Genomic DNA, 18,703 nt, shown 5'->3' with positions numbered 1-18,703 from the left:
GAAGGCGCCTCAACCACAGGCGCCTTCTTTTCAAACCGATTCCGCTTAGAGCGGTTTGTCGTTCTGTGCCTTGAGCAGATCGCGGATCTCGCCCAGTAACACTTCTTCCTTGCTCGGCGTTGGCGGCAGGCTTGGGGCCGCGGCTTCTTGGCGCTTGAGACGGTTGATGGCCTTCACACCCACGAAGATCGCAAATGCGACGATCACAAAATCAATCACGCTCTGGATGAACTTGCCGTAGGCCAAGACCACGGCAGGCACATCGCCTTGCGCCGCCTTGAGCGTTATGGCCAGGTCAGCGAAGTCAACCCCACCGATCAACAGCCCAATGGGCGGCATCACCACGTCGCCTACGAACGAGGAAACAATCTTGCCGAAGGCTGCGCCGATGATGATACCGACGGCCATATCGACCACATTACCTTTGACCGCGAAGGCCTTGAACTCACTGATCACGCTCATAGGTTATTCCTTGTTACAGATGAGAAGGGTGGGACTCAGTGTAAGTCAGTCATAGCGGGCCTGCCGGACACAACCATTAACACTGTTAGTTTTAATCGACACATTAAAACGCAAATAGTTTGCAAAGTGCCACCAATCGCGCGCGAAATACGCGCCATTTCAGTGGTTTACCACATCAATTTCCTAATCGCCCCGGTGGGCTTTTTCTATTTATCTTCTGACCCGTGGGTCACTAGCCTCTGGCAAGCACAACTGAATGTGCACTAAAAAAACCAGAGGACACCTTGATGAAGACTCCAATGAACGGCCGCCCGGTGCTGGCGCGATATGCGCTGGTCATGGCGACGGCCAGCCTCCTGTCCGTTTCGGTGCAGGCCGCCAACCTGACTCGCGATAACGGCGCTGCGGTAGGTGACAACCAGAACTCGCAGACCGCCGGCGCCAACGGCCCGGTGTTGCTGCAAGACGTGCAGTTGATCCAGAAACTGCAGCGCTTTGACCGCGAACGCATCCCGGAGCGTGTGGTACACGCCCGTGGCACCGGCGCCCACGGTACCTTCACGGTCACTGATAACCTCAGCGACCTGACCAAGGCCAAAGTGTTTGCCGCGGGTGAAACCACGCCGGTCTTCGTGCGCTTCTCGGCCGTGGTCCACGGCAACCATTCCCCGGAAACACTGCGCGACCCGCGGGGCTTCGCCACCAAGTTCTACACCGCTGATGGCAACTGGGACTTGGTCGGGAATAACTTCCCGACATTCTTCATTCGTGACGCCATCAAGTTCCCGGACATGGTCCACGCCTTCAAGCCGGACCCACGCACTAACCTGGATGACGACTCGCGTCGGTTTGACTTCTTCTCCCATGTTCCCGAGTCCACGCGTACGCTCACCGAGTTGTACTCCGACTCCGGTACCCCGGCCAGTTACCGGGAAATGGACGGCAACGGCGTACATGCCTACAAGTTGATTAACGCCAAGGGCGAAGTGCACTACGTCAAGTTCCATTGGAAGAGTCTGCAAGGCATCAAAAACCTCGACCCCAAGCAAGTCACCCAAGTGCAGGGGCGTGACTACAGCCACATGACCAACGACCTGGTCACCCATATCAACAAGGGCGACTTCCCCAAGTGGGACTTGTATGTACAGGTGCTCAAGCCGGAAGACTTGGCCAAGTTTGATTTCGACCCATTGGACGCGACCAAGATCTGGCCAAACGTACCCGAGCGCAAAGTCGGGCAGATGGTGCTCAACCGCAACCCGGCGAATGTCTTCCAGGAAACCGAGCAAGTAGCGATGGCCCCGGCCAACCTGGTGCCGGGCATCGAACCGTCGGAAGACCGTCTGCTGCAAGGCCGTGTGTTCTCCTACGCCGATACCCAGATGTACCGCCTGGGCGCCAATGCGCTGCAATTGCCGATCAACGCCCCGCGAGTCACCGTCAATAACGGTAACCAGGATGGCGCGATGAACAGCGGTAAAACCAGCACCGGTGTGAACTACCAGCCAAGCCGGCTGATGCCGCGCGAAGAGCCGCAAACCGCGCGCTACAGCCAGTCGGCGCTGGTGGGCAGTACCCAGCAGGCGAAGATCCAGCGTGAGCAGAACTTCAAGCAGGCCGGTGATCTGTACCGTTCCTACAGCCCCAAGGAACGCCAGGACCTGATCGAAAACTTTGGCGGCTCCCTGGCCACCACGGATGACGAGAGCAAGCACATCATCCTGTCGTTCCTCTACAAAGCCGATCCGGAGTACGGCACCGGCGTGGCCAAGGTTGCCAAGGGTGATCTGGCGCGCGTGAAGGCGCTGGCGGAAAAACTGACGGACTGAACCGTTGGTCCCGGTCGACGCTCTGTGGGGCGTCGGCCTCTGACAGGAGAACCCTATGCGAATTTTCATCGGTTGGCTGATGGCCATGCTGGCCTTTGTCGCCCACGCCGAGACCGCGGAGCCGGCGGCACTCAAGGCGCAGTTGCAGGACTATTACTTCGATGCCGCCCGCCGTGGCGACCTCGACATGCTCAATACCTTTATCGAGTCCGGTTACAGCCTCAATACCCAGGACGACAAGGGCTACACCGCATTGATCCTTGCCGCTTACCACGGCCAGGGGCCGTTCGTGGAGCGCCTGCTCAGCGCAGGGGCCGACGCCTGTGTACAGGACAAACGCGGTAACACAGCGCTGATGGGCGCGATCTTCAAGGGCGAGCTGAAAATCGCCCAGCGCCTGCTGGCTACCGACTGTAACCCCGACCAGCGCAACGGTGCCGGACAGACGGCCGCCATGTACGCCGGGCTGTTCAAGCGCATTGAGTTGCTTGACGCCTTGAAAGCCAAGGGCGCCGACCTGAACGCCGAAGACCCGATCGGCAACAGTGCTTCACGCCTGGCGAGCGGTGAAATCCGGACCCCGGCGCCGCGCTGAGCTATCATCGCGGTTTTTCGGTTGGAGGTTCTCAAATGGCAAAGGCCAAGCGCATGTACGGCTGCACCGAGTGCGGCGCGACCTTTCCCAAGTGGGCCGGCCAGTGCGGCGAATGCGGGGCGTGGAACACGCTGACCGAAACCATGATCGAGAGCGGCGGCGCGGCAGCCCCCACCGGTCGCGCCGGCTGGACCGGGCAGCAGGCACAGATCAAGACCCTGGCCGAAGTCAGTGTCGAGGAGGTCCCGCGTTTCTCCACCGCCTCCGGAGAATTGGACCGGGTACTCGGCGGCGGCCTGGTGGACGGCTCGGTGGTGCTGATCGGCGGCGACCCGGGTATTGGCAAATCGACCATCCTGCTGCAAACCCTGTGCAGCATCGCCAGCCGCACGCCGGCGCTGTACGTCACGGGGGAAGAATCCCAGCAGCAGGTGGCCATGCGCGCCCGTCGCCTGGGCTTGCCCCAGGATCAATTGCGGGTCATGACCGAAACCTGCATCGAAAGCATCATCGCCACGGCCCGTATCGAAAAGCCCAAGGTCATGGTGATCGACTCGATCCAGACGATTTTCACCGAACAACTGCAATCGGCGCCGGGGGGCGTGTCCCAGGTCCGCGAGAGTGCGGCGCTGCTGGTGCGCTATGCCAAGCAGAGCGGCACGGCGATTTTCCTGGTCGGCCACGTGACCAAAGAGGGCGCGCTGGCGGGGCCGCGGGTGTTGGAGCATATGGTCGACACCGTTTTGTACTTCGAGGGCGAATCCGACGGCCGCCTGCGGTTGCTGCGGGCGGTGAAGAACCGTTTCGGCGCCGTGAACGAATTGGGCGTGTTCGCCATGACCGACCGCGGGCTGAAGGAAGTCTCCAACCCGTCGGCGATCTTTCTGACCCGCGCCCAGGAAGAAGTCCCAGGCAGTGTGGTGATGGCGACGTGGGAAGGCACCCGGCCAATGCTGGTCGAGGTGCAGGCACTGGTGGACGATAGCCACCTGGCCAACCCGCGTCGGGTGACCCTCGGCCTGGATCAGAACCGCCTGGCGATGTTGCTGGCGGTGCTGCACCGTCACGGTGGCATCCCCACCCATGACCAGGACGTGTTCCTTAACGTGGTGGGCGGGGTCAAAGTGCTGGAAACCGCATCAGACCTGGCGTTGATGGCTGCGGTGATGTCCAGCCTGCGCAATCGGCCGTTGCCCCACGACCTGCTGGTGTTTGGCGAGGTGGGCCTGTCCGGCGAGGTGCGCCCGGTGCCCAGCGGCCAGGAGCGCCTTAAGGAGGCGGCCAAGCATGGCTTCAAGCGCGCGATCGTGCCCAAGGGCAATGCGCCGAAAGAGTCGCCGCCGGGCTTGCAGATTATTGCGGTAACGCGCCTTGAACAGGCGCTGGATGCGCTGTTTGAATAATTTTTCAGGGATGGGCGCTATGCAACGAATGAATGTCTGGGGGCTGGTCGCCCTGTTTGTCGCATTTGTCGGATTTCCCGCCGTGGCATCGGCTGCGCTGCCTGCCGGTTACCGCTTGGCGCAAAAGCTGGTCACCGACGATGGCAGCGTGTTGCAGGTGCTTGAAGACCAGCGCATCAGCGCCCAGTTGCACGAGGACAGTTGGGGCAGTGGGTTGGATGAGGATTCGTTCGACGACCCTACGGACTTCATCGAAAACCCGCTGCTCAACGCCCAGGTGCGTTTGCTATCGGCCTCGGGCGAGGTGGTCGCCCGGCAAGCCCTCGGTTATCCCCTGGCCAAGCTCAGCAAATCGGGGCTCAAGGGGCTACCCGCGCCGGTATATTTTTTGAGCATCGACCAGACTGCGCCGATGGGCAGCTACAGCGGGCCCGCCACGCAACTGTTACAACCGGCCAGGCAGCAGCTCACGCCGTTGAGTTACACCCGCGCCGACGGCAAACTCGAGCCGCTGACCCTGGCGCACACCGGCAAGGCCGACTGGACCGTTGCCACACCAGACGCTGGCGGGGTGGATGAGCTGTTGCAGGTATCGTGCTTCATGGACGGTGACGGCGAGGATGATTTTGCTATCCGCTACGAGACTTATCGGTTTGTCGATGGGCAGTGGCAGGGCGCCTCGCGCCAGAAAAAAGGCTTTTGGGACATGGAAAACGAATTCCCGGCGCGCACCGAGTTTCCCTGAACGCTCACACGTCCAGCAGCGCACCGAGTTCCCGCTCGAGTTCTTCCTGATCACCGAGGTTCAGCTCGATCAGCCGCCGCAGGTGACTGATCGAGTCCAGGTCGATTTCCTTGCATACAAAGCCTAATTGGCCGTGGTCATCGTGGGTCAGCTTGACCTGCATCTTTATGTGCGCCTTTGGGTCCAGGCGGATGTCGACCTCGAATGGCAATGCTTTATTGCCTTTCCAGGGCTCGGGCCGTTTGACTGCCAGGCCCTTGAGCGACAAATCCACCAATTGCACCGGCCATTCGTGGCCGTTTTGCCGAAGTTCGGTGGTGGCATCCAGGGCAATACGGCGGAAGCAGCGGCGGTCGGACGGGTGGTCGGTCATGGTGAAACCCTCTGTGAATAGAAGCAGTGTAGCCCTGCGCCATCACTGGGCCTTTTTTTCTGCTTTTTTTGCCGTTGCAAGGCTCTAGACCAACGTAGGGGGGTGGTCTTTAAGGCCAACAGCGCTAAACTCCGGGTGGCTGTCCTTTCTGTCCACCCTGGCTGGAATATAAAAATGAAAAATAATAATAGCCTGCTACGCCACCTACCCTGGCTGGTGCTGGCAATCGTAGGAGCGTGCGCCCTTGGCGTAGTGGCCTTGCGCCGCGGCGAGGCGATCAACGCCTTGTGGATTGTGGTCGCTGCGGTGGCCATTTACCTGGTCGCTTATCGCTACTACAGCCTGTTCATCGCCAATAACGTGATGCAACTCGATCCACGGCGGGCCACCCCCGCAGTCGTCAACAATGACGGTCTGGACTATGTGCCGACCAACAAACACATCCTTTTCGGTCACCACTTTGCGGCGATTGCCGGTGCAGGCCCGCTGGTCGGTCCGGTACTGGCGGCGCAAGTGGGCTACCTGCCCGGCACACTCTGGCTGATTGCCGGCGTGGTGCTTGCCGGTGCGGTGCAGGACTTCATGATCCTGTTCCTGTCCACCCGTCGTAACGGCCGTTCCCTGGGGGACATGGTGCGTGAAGAGATGGGCCGCATTCCGGGGACCATCGCGCTGTTCGGCTGCTTCCTGATCATGATCATCATCCTCGCGGTGCTGGCGCTGATCGTGGTCAAGGCCCTGGCCGAGAGCCCATGGGGCATCTTCACGGTGATGGCGACCATCCCGATCGCGATGTTCATGGGCATCTACATGCGCTACATCCGCCCGGGCCGCATTGGCGAAATCTCGATCATCGGCGTGGCCTTGCTGCTGGGCTCGATCTGGCTGGGCGGGCAGATCGCTGCTGACCCGGTCTGGGCCAAGGCCTTTACCTTCACCGGCATTCAAATTACCTGGATGCTGATCGGCTACGGTTTCGTGGCGGCGGTGTTGCCGGTGTGGCTGATTCTGGCACCGCGTGACTACCTGTCGACCTTCCTCAAAATCGGCACCATCATCGCCCTGGCAATCGGCATCCTGGTCACCATGCCAGACCTGAAAATGCCGGCGCTGACCCAGTTCATCGACGGCACCGGCCCGGTGTGGAAGGGCGGCCTGTTCCCGTTCCTGTTCATCACCATCGCGTGCGGCGCGGTGTCGGGCTTCCATGCGCTGATCTCCTCGGGCACCACGCCCAAGTTGCTGGCCAATGAAAGCCACGCCCGTTACATCGGTTACGGCGGCATGCTGATGGAGTCGTTCGTGGCCATCATGGCGATGGTCGCCGCTTCGGTGATCGAGCCTGGTGTGTACTTCGCCATGAACAGCCCGGCGGCGATTGTCGGCAGCGACGTGGTCACCGTGGCGCAGACCGTCAGCAGCTGGGGCTTTGCAATTACCCCTGAAGCGTTGTCGGCCGTGGCCCACGACATCGGTGAAACCACCATCCTGGCCCGTGCCGGCGGTGCACCGACCCTGGCGGTCGGTATCGCGCAGATCCTGCACAGTGTGCTGCCGGGTGAAAACACCATGGCGTTCTGGTACCACTTTGCGATCCTGTTCGAAGCGCTGTTTATCCTGACCGCTGTCGACGCCGGCACCCGCGCCGGTCGCTTCATGCTGCAAGACCTGCTGGGGTCCTTCGTGCCGGCGCTCAAACGCACCGAATCCTGGACCGCCAACCTGATCGCCACCGCCGGTTGTGTGGCCATGTGGGGTTACCTGCTGTACCAAGGCGTGATCGACCCGCTGGGCGGCATCAACACCTTGTGGCCGTTGTTCGGTATCTCCAACCAGATGCTGGCGGGTATCGCGCTGATGCTGGCGACGGTCGTGCTGATCAAAATGAAACGCCAACGCTACATCTGGGTGACCATGCTGCCGGCGGTCTGGCTGCTGATCTGCACCACCACGGCGGGCTTCATCAAGCTGTTCGACGCCAACCCGGCGATCGGCTTCCTGTCGCTGGCCAAGAAGTACAGCGATGCCCTGGCCAACGGCCAGATCCTGGCGCCGGCCAAGAGCATCGACCAGATGCAGCACGTGATCTACAACGCCTACACCAACGCAACGCTGACGGCGCTGTTCCTGTTCGTGGTATTCAGCATCCTGTTCTATGCGCTCAAGGTCGGTGTCGCCGCCTGGGGCAACAAAGAACGCACGGATAAAGAAGCCCCGTTCCAGGCCGTACCGGACGCTTGATCGAGGATTGCAGCCATGTTCAATGACATCAGTCGCCTCGGTAAATACCTCGGTCAGGCCGCGCGCCTGATGGTCGGCATGCCCGACTACGACACGTACGTCGAGCATATGCAAACCAAGCACCCGGACAAGCCGATGATGGACTACAAGGCGTTCTTCCGGGAGCGCCAGGAAGCTCGTTACGGCGGCAAGGGTGGGCCCAAGTGCTGTTGACCCGATTGTTCGGGCTGGCGGTGATCTAACTGTGGGAGGGGGCTTACCCCCTCCCACATTCGTTTCTGCGTTCCTTCAAGGAGAATGCTGTGTCCTCTCCCATTCCCGTCACCGTCCTCAGCGGTTTCCTCGGCGCCGGCAAAACCACGTTGCTGCGTCACCTGCTTAAAGCCGAGCACGGCCTGAAAATCGCCGTGATCGAAAACGAATTCAGTGACGCCGGTATCGACACCCAACTGCTGGGCGAAGAGCCGGTGCAAGTCATGACCCTGTCCAACGGCTGCGTGTGCTGCACCATCCACACCGACCTGACCAAGGCCCTTTATCTGTTGCTTGAGCGCCTGGACAGCGCAGAGATCGCGTTCGACCGCCTGGTGATCGAATGCACCGGCCTCGCCGATCCGGCCCCGGTAGCCCAGACCTTTTTCATCGATGAAGAGCTGCGCGAGCGGTATATCCTCGATGGCATTATTACTTTGGTGGACGCGGCCCACGCCGAGCATCATTTGACCCAGACCATTGCCCAGGCCCAAATCGGCTTCGCCGACCGCCTGCTGGTGAGCAAACGTGATCTGGTGGACGACGCGACCTTCGATGCACTCAGCGAACGTCTGACGCGTATCAACCGTCGCGCGCCGATCCGTGTGGTGGACCACGGCAACATTGACCTTGCCGAGTTGCTCGATGTGCGGGGCTTCAACCTCAACGCCGGCATGAGCCTGCGCCCGGTGAGCAAGGCGCCGTCCATCGACCGTATCTCCAGCCTTGTGCTGCGCACCGACCAGCCGCTGGATATCGACCGTCTCAGCGCCTTCATGAACGAGCTGTTGGAAGACCACGGCAAGCAACTGCTGCGCTACAAGGGCGTGCTGAATATTGCCGGGGAGGATCGACGCATGGTGTTCCAGGGGGTGTTGAAGCTTTATGGCTTCGACTGGGATACCGAATGGGCCGAAGGCGAAACGCGGGAAAGTGTGATGGTGTTTATTGCCGATGAATTGCCGGAAGACAAAATTCGTGAGGGGTTTGCCAAGGTCTACCAACCGTGAATTGCATTTCAAACTGAAATAAAAAGCCCGGCTCAAAAGCCGGGCTTCTTATTCACGAAACTGCAATCAAGCGCCGTATACCGGCAGCTTTTTGCAGATGGCCTTGACCTTCTCACGGACCGCGTCGATCACGGCTTCGTTGTTCAGGTCCGCCAGGATGTCGCAGATCCAGCCGGCCAGTTCCTTGCACTCTGCTTCCTTGAAGCCACGAGTGGTCACAGCCGGGGTGCCGAAGCGCAGGCCCGAGGTGACGAACGGCGAACGTGGGTCGTTCGGCACGGAGTTTTTGTTTACGGTGATGAAGGCTTTGCCCAGGGCAGCGTCAGCATCTTTACCGGAAATGTCCTGCTTGATCAGCGACAGCAGGAACAGGTGGTTTTCAGTACCGCCGGACACTACATCAAAGCCGCGCTCGATAAAGACGCCGGCCATGGCCTTGGCGTTCTTCACCACTTGCTGCTGGTAGGTCTTGAACTCAGGCTGCAGTGCTTCCTTGAAGCAGATCGCCTTAGCGGCGATCACGTGCTCCAGTGGGCCACCCTGGGCGCCAGGGAATACGGCGGAGTTCAGCTTCTTCTCGATGTCGGCGTTGGCGCGAGCCAGGATCAGGCCGCCACGTGGACCGCGCAGGGTCTTGTGGGTAGTGGTGGTGACCACGTCAGCGAATGGAACCGGGTTCGGGTAGACGCCTGCGGCGACGAGGCCGGCCACGTGGGCCATGTCGACGAACAGGTACGCGCCGACTTTGTCGGCGATGGCGCGGAAACGCGGGAAGTCCAGGATCTGCGAGTAGGCAGAGAAACCGGCCACGATCATTTTTGGCTTGTGCTCAACCGCCAGGCGCTCGACTTCGTCGTAATCGATCAGGCCGTTGGCGTCGATGCCGTATTGAACGGCGTTGTACAGCTTGCCAGAGGAGGAGACGCTGGCGCCGTGGGTCAGGTGACCGCCGTGGGCCAGGCTCATGCCCAGGATGGTGTCGCCACCTTGCAGCAGGGCCAGGTAGACGGCGCTGTTGGCTTGGGAGCCGGCGTGCGGCTGGACGTTGGCGTAATCGGCACCGAACAGCTCTTTGGCGCGATCGATGGCCAGTTGCTCAACCACGTCGACGTATTCGCAACCGCCATAGTAGCGCTTGCCTGGGTAGCCTTCGGCGTACTTGTTGGTCAGCACCGAACCTTGAGCCTCCATGACCGCGGGGCTGGTGTAGTTTTCCGAAGCGATCAGCTCAATGTGCTCTTCCTGGCGCACGGCTTCTTGCTCCATGGCGGCGAAGAGATCGGCGTCGTACTTGGCAATGGTCAAATCACGGCTGAACATGGCGGTCCTCAAGGATCGGGGGCAGAAAAGGAGGGCATTCTAACCCAATGGGTTTTAGATGGCATATGAAAGGACGTCATGTCGCGGACAAGCGGGGCTCATCTGGGGATGTGGCGGCCATAAGCCCCCACCCAGTCTTTCAGTCGAACATGAACAGCGCGTCATTGCTGAACTGCGCTTCGAAGCGATTGGCCGGCATCGGCCGCCCGAACAGATACCCTTGCACCTCATCGCAACCATGCTCACGCAGGAAGTCCAGTTGCTCATGGGTTTCCACGCCTTCGGCGATCACCGCCAGGTTCAGGCTGTGGGCCATGGCGATGATGGCGCGGGCGATTTGTGCATCCTGCTCGCCGGACGGCAGGCCGTCGACGAAGGTGCGGTCGATCTTCAGCACGTCGATCGGGAACTGCTTGAGGTAGTTGAGCGATGAGTAACCGGTACCGAAGTCGTCCACCGCAATGCTCAGGCCAAGGTTTTTCAGGCTGTCGAGGATGTGCATGGCCTCGTTGACTTCGCGCATCAGGATACTTTCGGTCAGCTCCAGCTCCAGGCATGCCGGCGCCAGGCCAGTGTCCTTGAGGATGGTGGCGATACGGGTGCCCAGCTGGCCATCGGAGAACTGCCGCGCCGAGATATTCACCGAGACTTTTGGCACGCGCACCTTGTTCTGGTGCCAGGTCTTGAGCTGACGGCAGGCTTCGGCGATGACCCAATCGCCCACTTCCACCACCAGGCCCAACTCTTCGAGCACTGGAATGAAATCCCCCGGCGGCACCAGCCCGCGGCGCGGATGGCGCCAGCGCAGCAGGGCTTCGGCGCCGGTCAGGCGTTTGCCGTCGCCGCTGAACTGCGGCTGGTAATAGAGCACGAATTCGTTTTGGTCCAGGGCGTGGCGCAGGTCGCTTTCCAGTTCCAGGCGCTCCAGGGCGCTGGCGTTCATGTCGGCCTGGTAGAACTGGAAGTTGTTCTTGCCGCGCTCCTTGGCGTGATACATCGCCGTGTCGGCGTTCTTCATCAGTTGGCTCAGCTCGTTCCCGTCCTGGGGGCTGAGGGCGATGCCGATACTGGCGGTCACAAAGAACTCGCGGCCTTCGAGCACGAACGGCTTGACCAGGCTGGCGAGGATCTGTTCGGCGACGTGAATCGCCCGGTTCAGTGCCAGTTCGCGGTTGACCCGCGGCTGCAGCAACAGGGTGAACTCGTCACCGCCCATGCGCGCCACGGTGTCGTCTTCGGCCACGCAGCCGAGCAGGCGAGTGGCCATTTCCTTGAGCATACGGTCGCCGGCGGCGTGGCCCAGGGAGTCGTTGATCGGCTTGAAACGGTCGAGATCGAGGAACATCAGCACCACCCACGACTTATGCCGCTCGGCAGACTGCAGCGCGGTGTGCAGGCGGTCCTGGAACAGTGTGCGGTTAGGCAGGTGGGTCAGGGCGTCGTAGTAAGCCAGGCGGTGGATGCGCTGCTCACTGGCCTTGCGCTCGCTGATATCACTGAAGAAACACACGTAGCTGGCCAGGTCGCCTTCATCGTCGAACACCGCAGTAATGCCGACCCAGGCCGGGTAATGCTCGCCATTGCGACGCTTGAGCCACACTTCGCCTTCCCAGGTACTGTGCTGGTGCAGTTGTTTGAGCACGTAGCGCAGGTGGGCTTCCTGTTGTTCGTCGACCGTGAGCATGTTCGGCAGTTGGTCGAGTACGTCACTCACTTCGTACCCGCTGACGCGGCTGAACGCCTCGTTGGCCTGCACGATATAACCGGCGGGGTCGGTGATCAGAATCGCCGAGGTTGAGTGCTCGAATACCGTGGCGGCCATGCGCAGGTCTTTCTCGGCGCGGCGTTGCTGGCTGATGTCGCGGCCGACACCCAGGATGCCCTCGAAAGCACCATGCTCGTCCCAGACCAGTACCAGGCGCAATTCGATCGGCACTTTGCGACCGTCTGCGCGCAGGCAGTCGAATAGAAACAGCTGTGTCTGGACTTCATCGCGCAGCCTGTTCAGCGCCTCGATGTCGCCCAGCGCGCGGCTGATCTGTTCCATCAGGCTATAAACGCCGGCCAGTTGCTGCGGGTTGGCGATGATCGACTGCCAGCCGTTCTTGAACACCCAGTCCACGTCATAGCCCAGCACCGCGTTGACCGAGGGGCTGACGTAGTTCAGGGCCAATTGGCTGTCGGTGGAGCAGATCACGTCGCTGATGCTTTCGGCCAGCATGCGGTAGCGTTTTTCGCTGTCGCGCAGGGATTCGCTGGCTTCGATCTGGTCGGTAATGTCTTTGGCCACGCCGATGATGCGTGTGACGTGGTGGGTATTGTCCCGGGCCAGGGCCTGCTCACGAATATCGAAGCGGCGCCATTCATTGTTGCGATGGCGAAAGCGCAGTTGGCATTGCAGTTGGGTCAAATAGCCGGCCTGGCGTTGCTGTTGGCGCAAATCGTGGTAGTGCTCAGCGTCTTCGGGGTGCAGCAGGATTTCCCAGAAGTACTCGCCCATTTGCTGCAGTTCGGCCTGGGTATAGCCGAGCGTATGCCCCAGGTGGTGGTTGCTGAAAATCATGCGCTGGCTGATCACATCCTGCACATACAGGTGATCGGGCACCGTGCGCACAACGTCCGACCAGAAACTCTCACGCTCCACCAACGACAGCTCGATCAGCTTGCGGCTCGTGATATCGCTGATGCTGAGGATCACGGCCTTGAAATCGTCCTGCTGCTCGGGCAGACGCATGACCAACCACAGGTACTGTTCGTTACCGGCTACATCCTTGAGCTGGATCTCCAGTTCAAGCTGTTGCTGTTGGGTCAGCAAGGCTTCGAGTATCCGGTGGCCGATGGAGGTGGGGTTGCCTGGGCCGTCGTTGATCAGCCGCTCCCAGGCGTCCTCGCACGAGCCCACGTTCAACAGGCGCACCGCCACCTGGTTGACTTCGGTGACGCGCAGCTCCTTGAGTAGCCGTCGGCATTCTTCGGGACTGCCTTGCAGCCAGGCGAGCAGTTGCTCGCGGCTTTTCACGTGCGCCTTGTCAAAGAACGTATTCACGCCCGACAGGTCCAGCACGCACAGAGCGACGCCGGTGCCTTCAAAAATATCCTGGTAACGCCGCCGGCCTTCATGCACCTGGCGCTGGCGGCGGCGCATGTTCAACAGCACGATCACCGGGACCAACGAAAATGCCAGGCCCAGCAGGCACTTGCCGATAAATGCCGGCAATAATTGCTCCAGCACGGCCGAGCGGTCGAACAGCCCGCGCAGTTGCCAATCGCTTTTGCTTAAGGGGGTGACCAGCACACTTTTGTTCAGCTCGCCCGGGGTCAGGGTGCCGGCCCATTGCGCCGGCATGCCGCTGTCACGGCTGACCACGCGTTGGTTCAAGCGATTTTCGATGGCCCACATCGGCCGTTGGCCCTGGCTGTCCTGGCGAGTCAGGTTGACCAGATAGTCGGGCGCCAGGCGCAGTGCCCAGTACATCCGCGAGCCGCCACTGGGTTGATGCAGCAGCAGATAAACGATCGTGCCGTCGTCGTTGTTGCTCAGGTAATAGGACTGGCCGTGGCTGCGCTGTACCAATTCTTCGAGCCAGGCGCGGTCCCGGCTGTCAGTGGCGCTGTCGCTGATCATCGCGCCGCTGGGCGCCAACAGGGCAATGCTGCGCAGTTCCGGCAGCGAGCGTTGCAAGGTACGCATCAGCGCCTGTTGTTGTTCACTGTCGCGTGGCGGCTCGACCATCGGTAGCAGGTTTAGGGCGATTTTTGCGCTCAGGGCCATGTTCAGGCTGATCTGTTCCGCCAGATCGGCGCTGTAGTCGATGGTGTATTGCTGCTGGTTTTTCTGGTTTTGCTGCAGTTGGTCCAGCAGTTGCCAGAACAATAAGGCGAGCAGCATGAGGACAAGCGTCGCCAATGCGCCTTTAAGGGTGCCGTGCAGGGGCGCTCCCGGCGCTATATGAGCGGCGCGCAAGGGAGTTGGCGGCGTGACTTTGGACAAGCTGTGATCCTGCGGTTTGGCTGGACTGGCGCGCGACGTGCACTATAAGCCGGACGCCCGAAGGGCGGCTAGCATGCCTTGACTTGTGGCAAAGTGCCAGTCCCGCTCGGCTGGACTGACCAAGCGCATTCAGGTAGCTTTGCCGGTTACGCGGGGGCGTTCCAGCCCCAGACATTCAGGTTTTTTCCGCCCGCAGGCATTGATGATAATCAACGGCCCGCGCCGCGCATGGCCTGACACGGGCTTCGCCCGCTTAATTCATCAGTCACTGACGCTAGGTTCACCATGGCTCAATACGTCTTCACCATGCATCGGCTGGGAAAAGTTGTTCCGCCGAAGCGGGAAATCCTGAAAAACATTTCGCTGTCTTTCTTTCCTGGCGCCAAGATCGGCGTGCTCGGCCTCAACGGTTCGGGTAAGTCCACGCTGCTGAAAATCATGGCCGGCGTCGACACCGAGTTCGAAGGCGAAGCCCGCCCGATGCCCGAACTGAACATCGGTTACCTGCCGCAAGAGCCGCAACTGGATCCGTCCAAGACCGTGCGTGAAGTGGTCGAAGAGGCCGTCAGCGTGATCAAGGACGCCCAGGCGCGCCTGGACGAGGTCTACGCGGCCTACGCCGAGCCGGACGCCGACTTTGACAAGCTGGCCGCCGAACAGGCCAAGCTCGAAGCCATCCTGCAGGCCGGCGACGGTCATAACCTGGAGCGTCAGCTGGAAGTGGCCGCCGACGCGCTGCGCCTGCCGGCCTGGGACGCCAAGATTGAACACCTGTCCGGTGGCGAGAAGCGTCGTGTGGCGCTTTGCCGTCTGCTGCTGTCGGCTCCCGACATGCTGCTGCTCGACGAACCGACCAACCACTTGGACGCCGATTCCGTCGCCTGGCTGGAACATTTCCTTCACGACTTCCCAGGCACCGTGGTCGCGATCACGCACGACCGTTACTTCCTGGACAACGTTGCAGGCTGGATCCTCGAACTCGACCGTGGCGCCGGTATCCCTTACGAGGGCAACTACTCCGGTTGGCTGGAAGCCAAGTCCGACCGTCTGGCCGCCGAATCCAAGCAGCAATCGGCTCACGAAAAAGCCATGAAGGAAGAACTGGAGTGGGTGCGCAAAGGCGCCAAGGCCCGCCAGTCCAAATCCAAGGCACGTCTGCAACGCTTCGAAGAGATGCAGTCGCAGGAATTCCAGAAGCGCAGCGAAACCAACGAGATCTATATCCCGGCTGGCCCGCGCCTGGGTGACAAGGTCATCGAGTTCAAGAACGTGTGCAAAGGCTATGGCGATCGCGTGTTGATCGACAACCTGTCGTTCTCCATGCCAAAAGGCGCGATCGTCGGCGTTATCGGTGGTAACGGTGCGGGTAAATCCACCCTGTTCCGCATGCTGATGGGCAAGGAAACCCCGGACTCCGGCACCATCGAGATCGGCGAAACCGTGCAACTGGCCTGTGTGGACCAGAGCCGCGACGACCTCGACGGCAGCAAGACCGTGTTCCAGCAGATTTCCGACGGCTCCGACCAGATCCGCATCGGCAACTATGAAATCCCGTCGCGCACTTACGTGGGGCGCTTCAACTTCAAGGGTGGCGACCAGCAGAAGTTCGTCAAGGACCTGTCCGGTGGTGAGCGCGGTCGCTTGCACCTGGCCCTGACCCTGAAAGAGGGCGGCAACGTGCTGCTGCTCGACGAACCGTCCAACGACCTCGACGTTGAAACCCTGCGTTCCCTGGAAGAAGCCCTGCTGGACTTCCCGGGCGCCGCCATTGTGATCTCTCACGATCGGTGGTTCCTTGACCGCGTCGCGACCCACATCCTGGCGTACGAAGATGACTCCCAGGCGGTGTTCTTCGAAGGTAACTACACCGAGTACGAAGCCGATCGTAAGAAACGCTTGGGCGAAGCTGCTGCCCAGCCGCACCGTGTGCGTCACAAAAAGCTGGCCTGATTCAGGTCTGCGGCGTGAATGAGCGGAGCCTTCGGGCTCCGCTTTTTTTTGCTCGGGATTTATAGGGGATTGTATTGGTGCGCAACGGCCAGGCTTTATCCCTTAAATGGTGCGTAAGCCCCCTTCAAAGTGGATACATTTATATCAAATGCACCTTTTAAATTCACAAAAGCGACATTTTGCCCTGTCGCGGTGCGACACGAATTGATAAAGTCCGGCTCAATCTCCCTTAAAAACAATCAATTTGCCGAGACTGTTCATGACCGAATCCGTCGAATCCTTCCTTACCCGCCTCAAGAAACGCGACCCGGACCAGCCGGAATTCCACCAGGCCGTAGAAGAAGTCCTACGCAGTCTGTGGCCGTTTCTTGAGGCCAATCCTCATTACCTGACGTCAGGCATTCTGGAGCGCATCTGCGAGCCTGAACGCGCGATCACCTTCCGGGTGTCGTGGGTGGACGATCATGGCAAGGTTCAGGTCAATCGCGGTTTCCGCATCCAGATGAACAGCGCCATCGGCCCGTACAAGGGCGGCCTGCGGTTTCACCCGTCGGTGAACCTGGGCGTGTTGAAATTCCTCGCCTTCGAGCAAACCTTCAAAAACTCCCTGACATCGCTGCCCATGGGCGGCGGCAAAGGCGGCTCGGACTTTGACCCAAAAGGTAAGAGCGATGCCGAAGTCATGCGCTTCTGCCAGGCGTTCATGAGCGAGTTGTACCGCCACATCGGTGCGGACGTGGACGTTCCGGCCGGCGATATCGGTGTGGGGGCCCGTGAGATCGGCTTCCTGTTCGGTCAGTACAAACGCCTGAGCAACCAGTTCACATCGGTGCTTACCGGCAAAGGCATGACTTACGGCGGCAGCCTGATCCGTCCGGAAGCCACCGGGTTTGGCTGCGTTTACTTTGCTGAAGAAATGCTCAAGCGCAACGGCCTGCGAGTCGAGGGCAAGCGTGTAGCGGTGTCCGGCTCCGGCAACGTGGCGCAATACGCGGCGCGCAAGGTGATGGACCTGGGCGGCAAGGTGATTTCCCTGTCTGACTCCGAAGGGACGCTGTACGCCGAAAGTGGTTTGACCGAAGAACAGTGGGCGGCCCTGCTGGCGCTGAAAAACGTGCAGCGCGGTCGCATCAGCGAACTGGCTGAGCGCTTTGGTCTGGAGTTTCGCAACGGCGAGACGCCGTGGGCGTTGGCGTGCGATATCGCGCTGCCTTGCGCCACCCAGAACGAACTGGATGCCGACGCCGCCCGCGCGCTGCTGCGCAATGGCTGCCTCTGCGTGGCCGAAGGCGCCAACATGCCGACGACGTTGGAAGCGGTGGACATCTTTATCGAGGCGGGCATTTTGTTCGCACCGGGCAAGGCATCCAATGCCGGTGGCGTGGCCGTCAGCGGTCTGGAAATGTCGCAGAACGCCATGCGCCTGCTGTGGACGGCCGGGGAGGTCGACAGCAAGCTGCATAACATCATGCAATCGATCCATCACGCCTGCGTGCACTACGGCGAAGAAAACGGCCGGATCAATTATGTGAAGGGCGCAAACATCGCAGGCTTCGTGAAGGTTGCCGACGCGATGCTGGCCCAAGGCATCGTCTAGACGTCAGCGTCGATGCGCAGCACCTCGATCAACTGATCGCCGACGGGGCGCTTCCACAGCACCTCGTCACCCACCCGGGCGCCCAGCAAGGCGCGCCCGAGGGGCGAGCCCCAGTTGATCAGGCCGGCACCGGCGTCCGCCTGGTCCTCACCGACCAACTGGATGCGCTGCTGTTCATTCTGCTCGTTGGCAAAGGTCACCCAGCTGCCGATCTGAACCTTGTCGGTGGCGGTGGCCGGCGCCACTACTTGAGCGCTCTGCACCCGCTGGTTGAAGTAGCGCAGGTCCCGTTCAAGGTCGGCCTGGCGCTGTTTGTCGGCCTGCTCGCCCCTGGCGGACTCGGTGCTGTATTCGGACTGCAGTTGCGCAACCTTGGCCTGCAACTGCGCCAAACCCTGCGCCGTCAGGCGATTGGGTTGCTCGCTGACCTGGCGCTCCACCGGCTGATCGGCCTGGGCGGCGGCGCTGTCTTCATTCACAAAAGCTCGGCTCATGGTGTTCTCCCTCTATGGAGCTTGGGCCATGGTCGCCGCGCTTTAGTTTCGATGGATGTCTGAAAACGACCTAGGGCGAGCGATAGGCCCGTGCGGCATCGCGGTCTTTCTCCTGCTGCCAGGCGCGTTCACGGTCATTCCAGTGGTTGTCCTTGTAGTCGCGTAGTTCTTCGTTCTCGCGCATGGCCTTGCACTGGCGGAAACCATCCTCCCAGCCTTCGGCGTAGGTGCGGTCTTTCAAGTAACGCGGCACGTTCTTGCGAAACTCCCCGCTGATCACCCCGGCCGCCTGGCGACCGCTGCTGCAGCCGTCGTCAAAGCCATCGGCAAACGCCGGTGGATACCCTTTGGCCAGCAACTCCTGGCGAGTCGATTGACAACCCGCCAGCCACATCACCGCACACAGCACCACTGCATACCGCCACATCGCTTGCTCCCTGG

15 protein-coding genes are annotated in these 18,703 nt (G+C 60.8%); 9 read left to right on the top strand and 6 right to left on the bottom strand.

Features of this window, described 5'->3' with window-relative positions; translation table 11 throughout:
• Nucleotides 1-45: 45 nt before the first annotated feature.
• A complete protein-coding gene (mscL, locus tag KZX66_RS08755; protein ID WP_248078393.1) occupies nt 46-462 on the bottom strand; it encodes a large-conductance mechanosensitive channel protein MscL in 417 nt (138 codons plus the stop codon).
• A gap of 287 nt (nt 463-749) precedes the next feature.
• Here mscL and katB point away from each other — a divergent pair, with 287 nt between their 5' ends.
• Genes katB through KZX66_RS08735 form a run of 4 tightly spaced genes read left to right on the top strand, consistent with a single transcriptional unit; the run spans nt 750 to nt 5,034 of the window.
• Entirely contained in the window at nt 750-2,291 is a 1,542-nt protein-coding gene (gene katB / locus KZX66_RS08750) for a catalase (protein ID WP_248078391.1), read from the top strand.
• A gap of 55 nt (nt 2,292-2,346) precedes the next feature.
• Nucleotides 2,347-2,886 carry an ankyrin repeat domain-containing protein gene (locus KZX66_RS08745; protein WP_248078389.1) on the top strand — a complete coding sequence of 180 codons (540 nt, stop codon included), beginning with the start codon at nt 2,347-2,349 and terminating at the stop codon, nt 2,884-2,886.
• 35 nt (nt 2,887-2,921) lie between these two features.
• The gene (gene radA / locus KZX66_RS08740) at nt 2,922-4,289 is read left to right on the top strand and encodes a DNA repair protein RadA (protein ID WP_248078387.1); all 1,368 of its coding nucleotides are present in this window, start codon (nt 2,922-2,924) and stop codon (nt 4,287-4,289) included.
• A 19-nt stretch (nt 4,290-4,308) separates the two neighbouring features.
• Nucleotides 4,309-5,034, top strand: a complete 726-nt coding sequence (locus tag KZX66_RS08735) for a hypothetical protein (protein WP_248078385.1) — start codon at nt 4,309-4,311, stop codon at nt 5,032-5,034.
• A 4-nt stretch (nt 5,035-5,038) separates the two neighbouring features.
• Here KZX66_RS08735 and KZX66_RS08730 read toward each other — a convergent pair whose 3' ends face one another.
• On the bottom strand, nt 5,039-5,407 hold the full coding sequence (locus KZX66_RS08730) for a PilZ domain-containing protein (protein WP_248078383.1): 369 nt from the start codon (nt 5,405-5,407) through the stop codon (nt 5,039-5,041).
• 174 nt (nt 5,408-5,581) lie between these two features.
• Between KZX66_RS08730 and KZX66_RS08725 the strand changes: the two genes are divergently transcribed.
• The 3 genes from KZX66_RS08725 (at nt 5,582) to yjiA (ending at nt 8,910) form a co-directional block, all read left to right on the top strand.
• Complete coding sequence (locus tag KZX66_RS08725; RefSeq protein WP_248078381.1) at nt 5,582-7,648, top strand: carbon starvation CstA family protein; 2,067 nt, start codon at nt 5,582-5,584, stop codon at nt 7,646-7,648.
• Between the two features lie 15 nt (nt 7,649-7,663).
• Complete coding sequence (locus KZX66_RS08720; protein WP_003176208.1) at nt 7,664-7,861, top strand: YbdD/YjiX family protein; 198 nt, start codon at nt 7,664-7,666, stop codon at nt 7,859-7,861.
• Between the two features lie 89 nt (nt 7,862-7,950).
• Entirely contained in the window at nt 7,951-8,910 is a 960-nt protein-coding gene (gene yjiA, locus KZX66_RS08715; protein ID WP_248078379.1) for a GTPase, read from the top strand.
• A 66-nt stretch (nt 8,911-8,976) separates the two neighbouring features.
• Here yjiA and glyA read toward each other — a convergent pair whose 3' ends face one another.
• Together glyA and KZX66_RS08705 are read right to left on the bottom strand one after the other, a co-directional pair.
• On the bottom strand, nt 8,977-10,230 hold the full coding sequence (gene glyA / locus KZX66_RS08710) for a serine hydroxymethyltransferase (protein WP_248078377.1): 1,254 nt from the start codon (nt 10,228-10,230) through the stop codon (nt 8,977-8,979).
• Between the two features lie 139 nt (nt 10,231-10,369).
• Entirely contained in the window at nt 10,370-14,221 is a 3,852-nt protein-coding gene (locus tag KZX66_RS08705) for a bifunctional diguanylate cyclase/phosphodiesterase (RefSeq protein ID WP_282445878.1), read from the bottom strand.
• Between the two features lie 285 nt (nt 14,222-14,506).
• Here KZX66_RS08705 and ettA point away from each other — a divergent pair, with 285 nt between their 5' ends.
• Together ettA and gdhA are read left to right on the top strand one after the other, a co-directional pair.
• Nucleotides 14,507-16,171, top strand: a complete 1,665-nt coding sequence (ettA, locus tag KZX66_RS08700) for an energy-dependent translational throttle protein EttA (RefSeq protein ID WP_248078373.1) — start codon at nt 14,507-14,509, stop codon at nt 16,169-16,171.
• A gap of 259 nt (nt 16,172-16,430) precedes the next feature.
• A complete protein-coding gene (gene gdhA / locus KZX66_RS08695) occupies nt 16,431-17,768 on the top strand; it encodes an NADP-specific glutamate dehydrogenase (RefSeq protein ID WP_248078371.1) in 1,338 nt (445 codons plus the stop codon).
• Here gdhA and KZX66_RS08690 read toward each other — a convergent pair.
• Both KZX66_RS08690 and KZX66_RS08685 read right to left on the bottom strand, forming a co-directional pair.
• Nucleotides 17,765-18,262: a GreA/GreB family elongation factor gene (locus KZX66_RS08690; protein WP_248078368.1), complete on the bottom strand. Its 498-nt coding sequence runs from the start codon at nt 18,260-18,262 to the stop codon at nt 17,765-17,767. The two genes, gdhA and KZX66_RS08690, sit on opposite strands and share 4 nt — an antisense overlap.
• A gap of 70 nt (nt 18,263-18,332) precedes the next feature.
• The gene (locus tag KZX66_RS08685; protein WP_248078366.1) at nt 18,333-18,689 is read right to left on the bottom strand and encodes a hypothetical protein; all 357 of its coding nucleotides are present in this window, start codon (nt 18,687-18,689) and stop codon (nt 18,333-18,335) included.
• Between the last annotated feature and the right edge of the window lie 14 nt (nt 18,690-18,703).

The organism is Pseudomonas sp. EYE_354, from assembly GCF_023148575.1.
Taxonomy (GTDB): domain Bacteria; phylum Pseudomonadota; class Gammaproteobacteria; order Pseudomonadales; family Pseudomonadaceae; genus Aquipseudomonas.
This window is presented reverse-complemented; position numbering and strand designations above follow the sequence as displayed.

Bases quoted from the DNA above. Each gene is read 5' to 3' on its own strand.
- mscL (WP_248078393.1), bottom strand. From the start codon at position 462: ATGAGCGTGATCAGTGAGTTCAAGGCCTTCGCGGTCAAAGGTAATGTG.
- katB (WP_248078391.1), top strand. From the start codon at position 750: ATGAAGACTCCAATGAACGGCCGCCCGGTGCTGGCGCGATATGCGCTG.
- KZX66_RS08745 (WP_248078389.1), top strand. From the start codon at position 2,347: ATGCGAATTTTCATCGGTTGGCTGATGGCCATGCTGGCCTTTGTCGCC.
- radA (WP_248078387.1), top strand. From the start codon at position 2,922: ATGGCAAAGGCCAAGCGCATGTACGGCTGCACCGAGTGCGGCGCGACC.
- KZX66_RS08735 (WP_248078385.1), top strand. From the start codon at position 4,309: ATGCAACGAATGAATGTCTGGGGGCTGGTCGCCCTGTTTGTCGCATTT.
- KZX66_RS08730 (WP_248078383.1), bottom strand. From the start codon at position 5,407: ATGACCGACCACCCGTCCGACCGCCGCTGCTTCCGCCGTATTGCCCTG.
- KZX66_RS08725 (WP_248078381.1), top strand. From the start codon at position 5,582: ATGAAAAATAATAATAGCCTGCTACGCCACCTACCCTGGCTGGTGCTG.
- KZX66_RS08720 (WP_003176208.1), top strand. From the start codon at position 7,664: ATGTTCAATGACATCAGTCGCCTCGGTAAATACCTCGGTCAGGCCGCG.
- glyA (WP_248078377.1), bottom strand. From the start codon at position 10,230: ATGTTCAGCCGTGATTTGACCATTGCCAAGTACGACGCCGATCTCTTC.
- ettA (WP_248078373.1), top strand. From the start codon at position 14,507: ATGGCTCAATACGTCTTCACCATGCATCGGCTGGGAAAAGTTGTTCCG.
- gdhA (WP_248078371.1), top strand. From the start codon at position 16,431: ATGACCGAATCCGTCGAATCCTTCCTTACCCGCCTCAAGAAACGCGAC.
- KZX66_RS08690 (WP_248078368.1), bottom strand. From the start codon at position 18,262: ATGAGCCGAGCTTTTGTGAATGAAGACAGCGCCGCCGCCCAGGCCGAT.
- KZX66_RS08685 (WP_248078366.1), bottom strand. From the start codon at position 18,689: ATGTGGCGGTATGCAGTGGTGCTGTGTGCGGTGATGTGGCTGGCGGGT.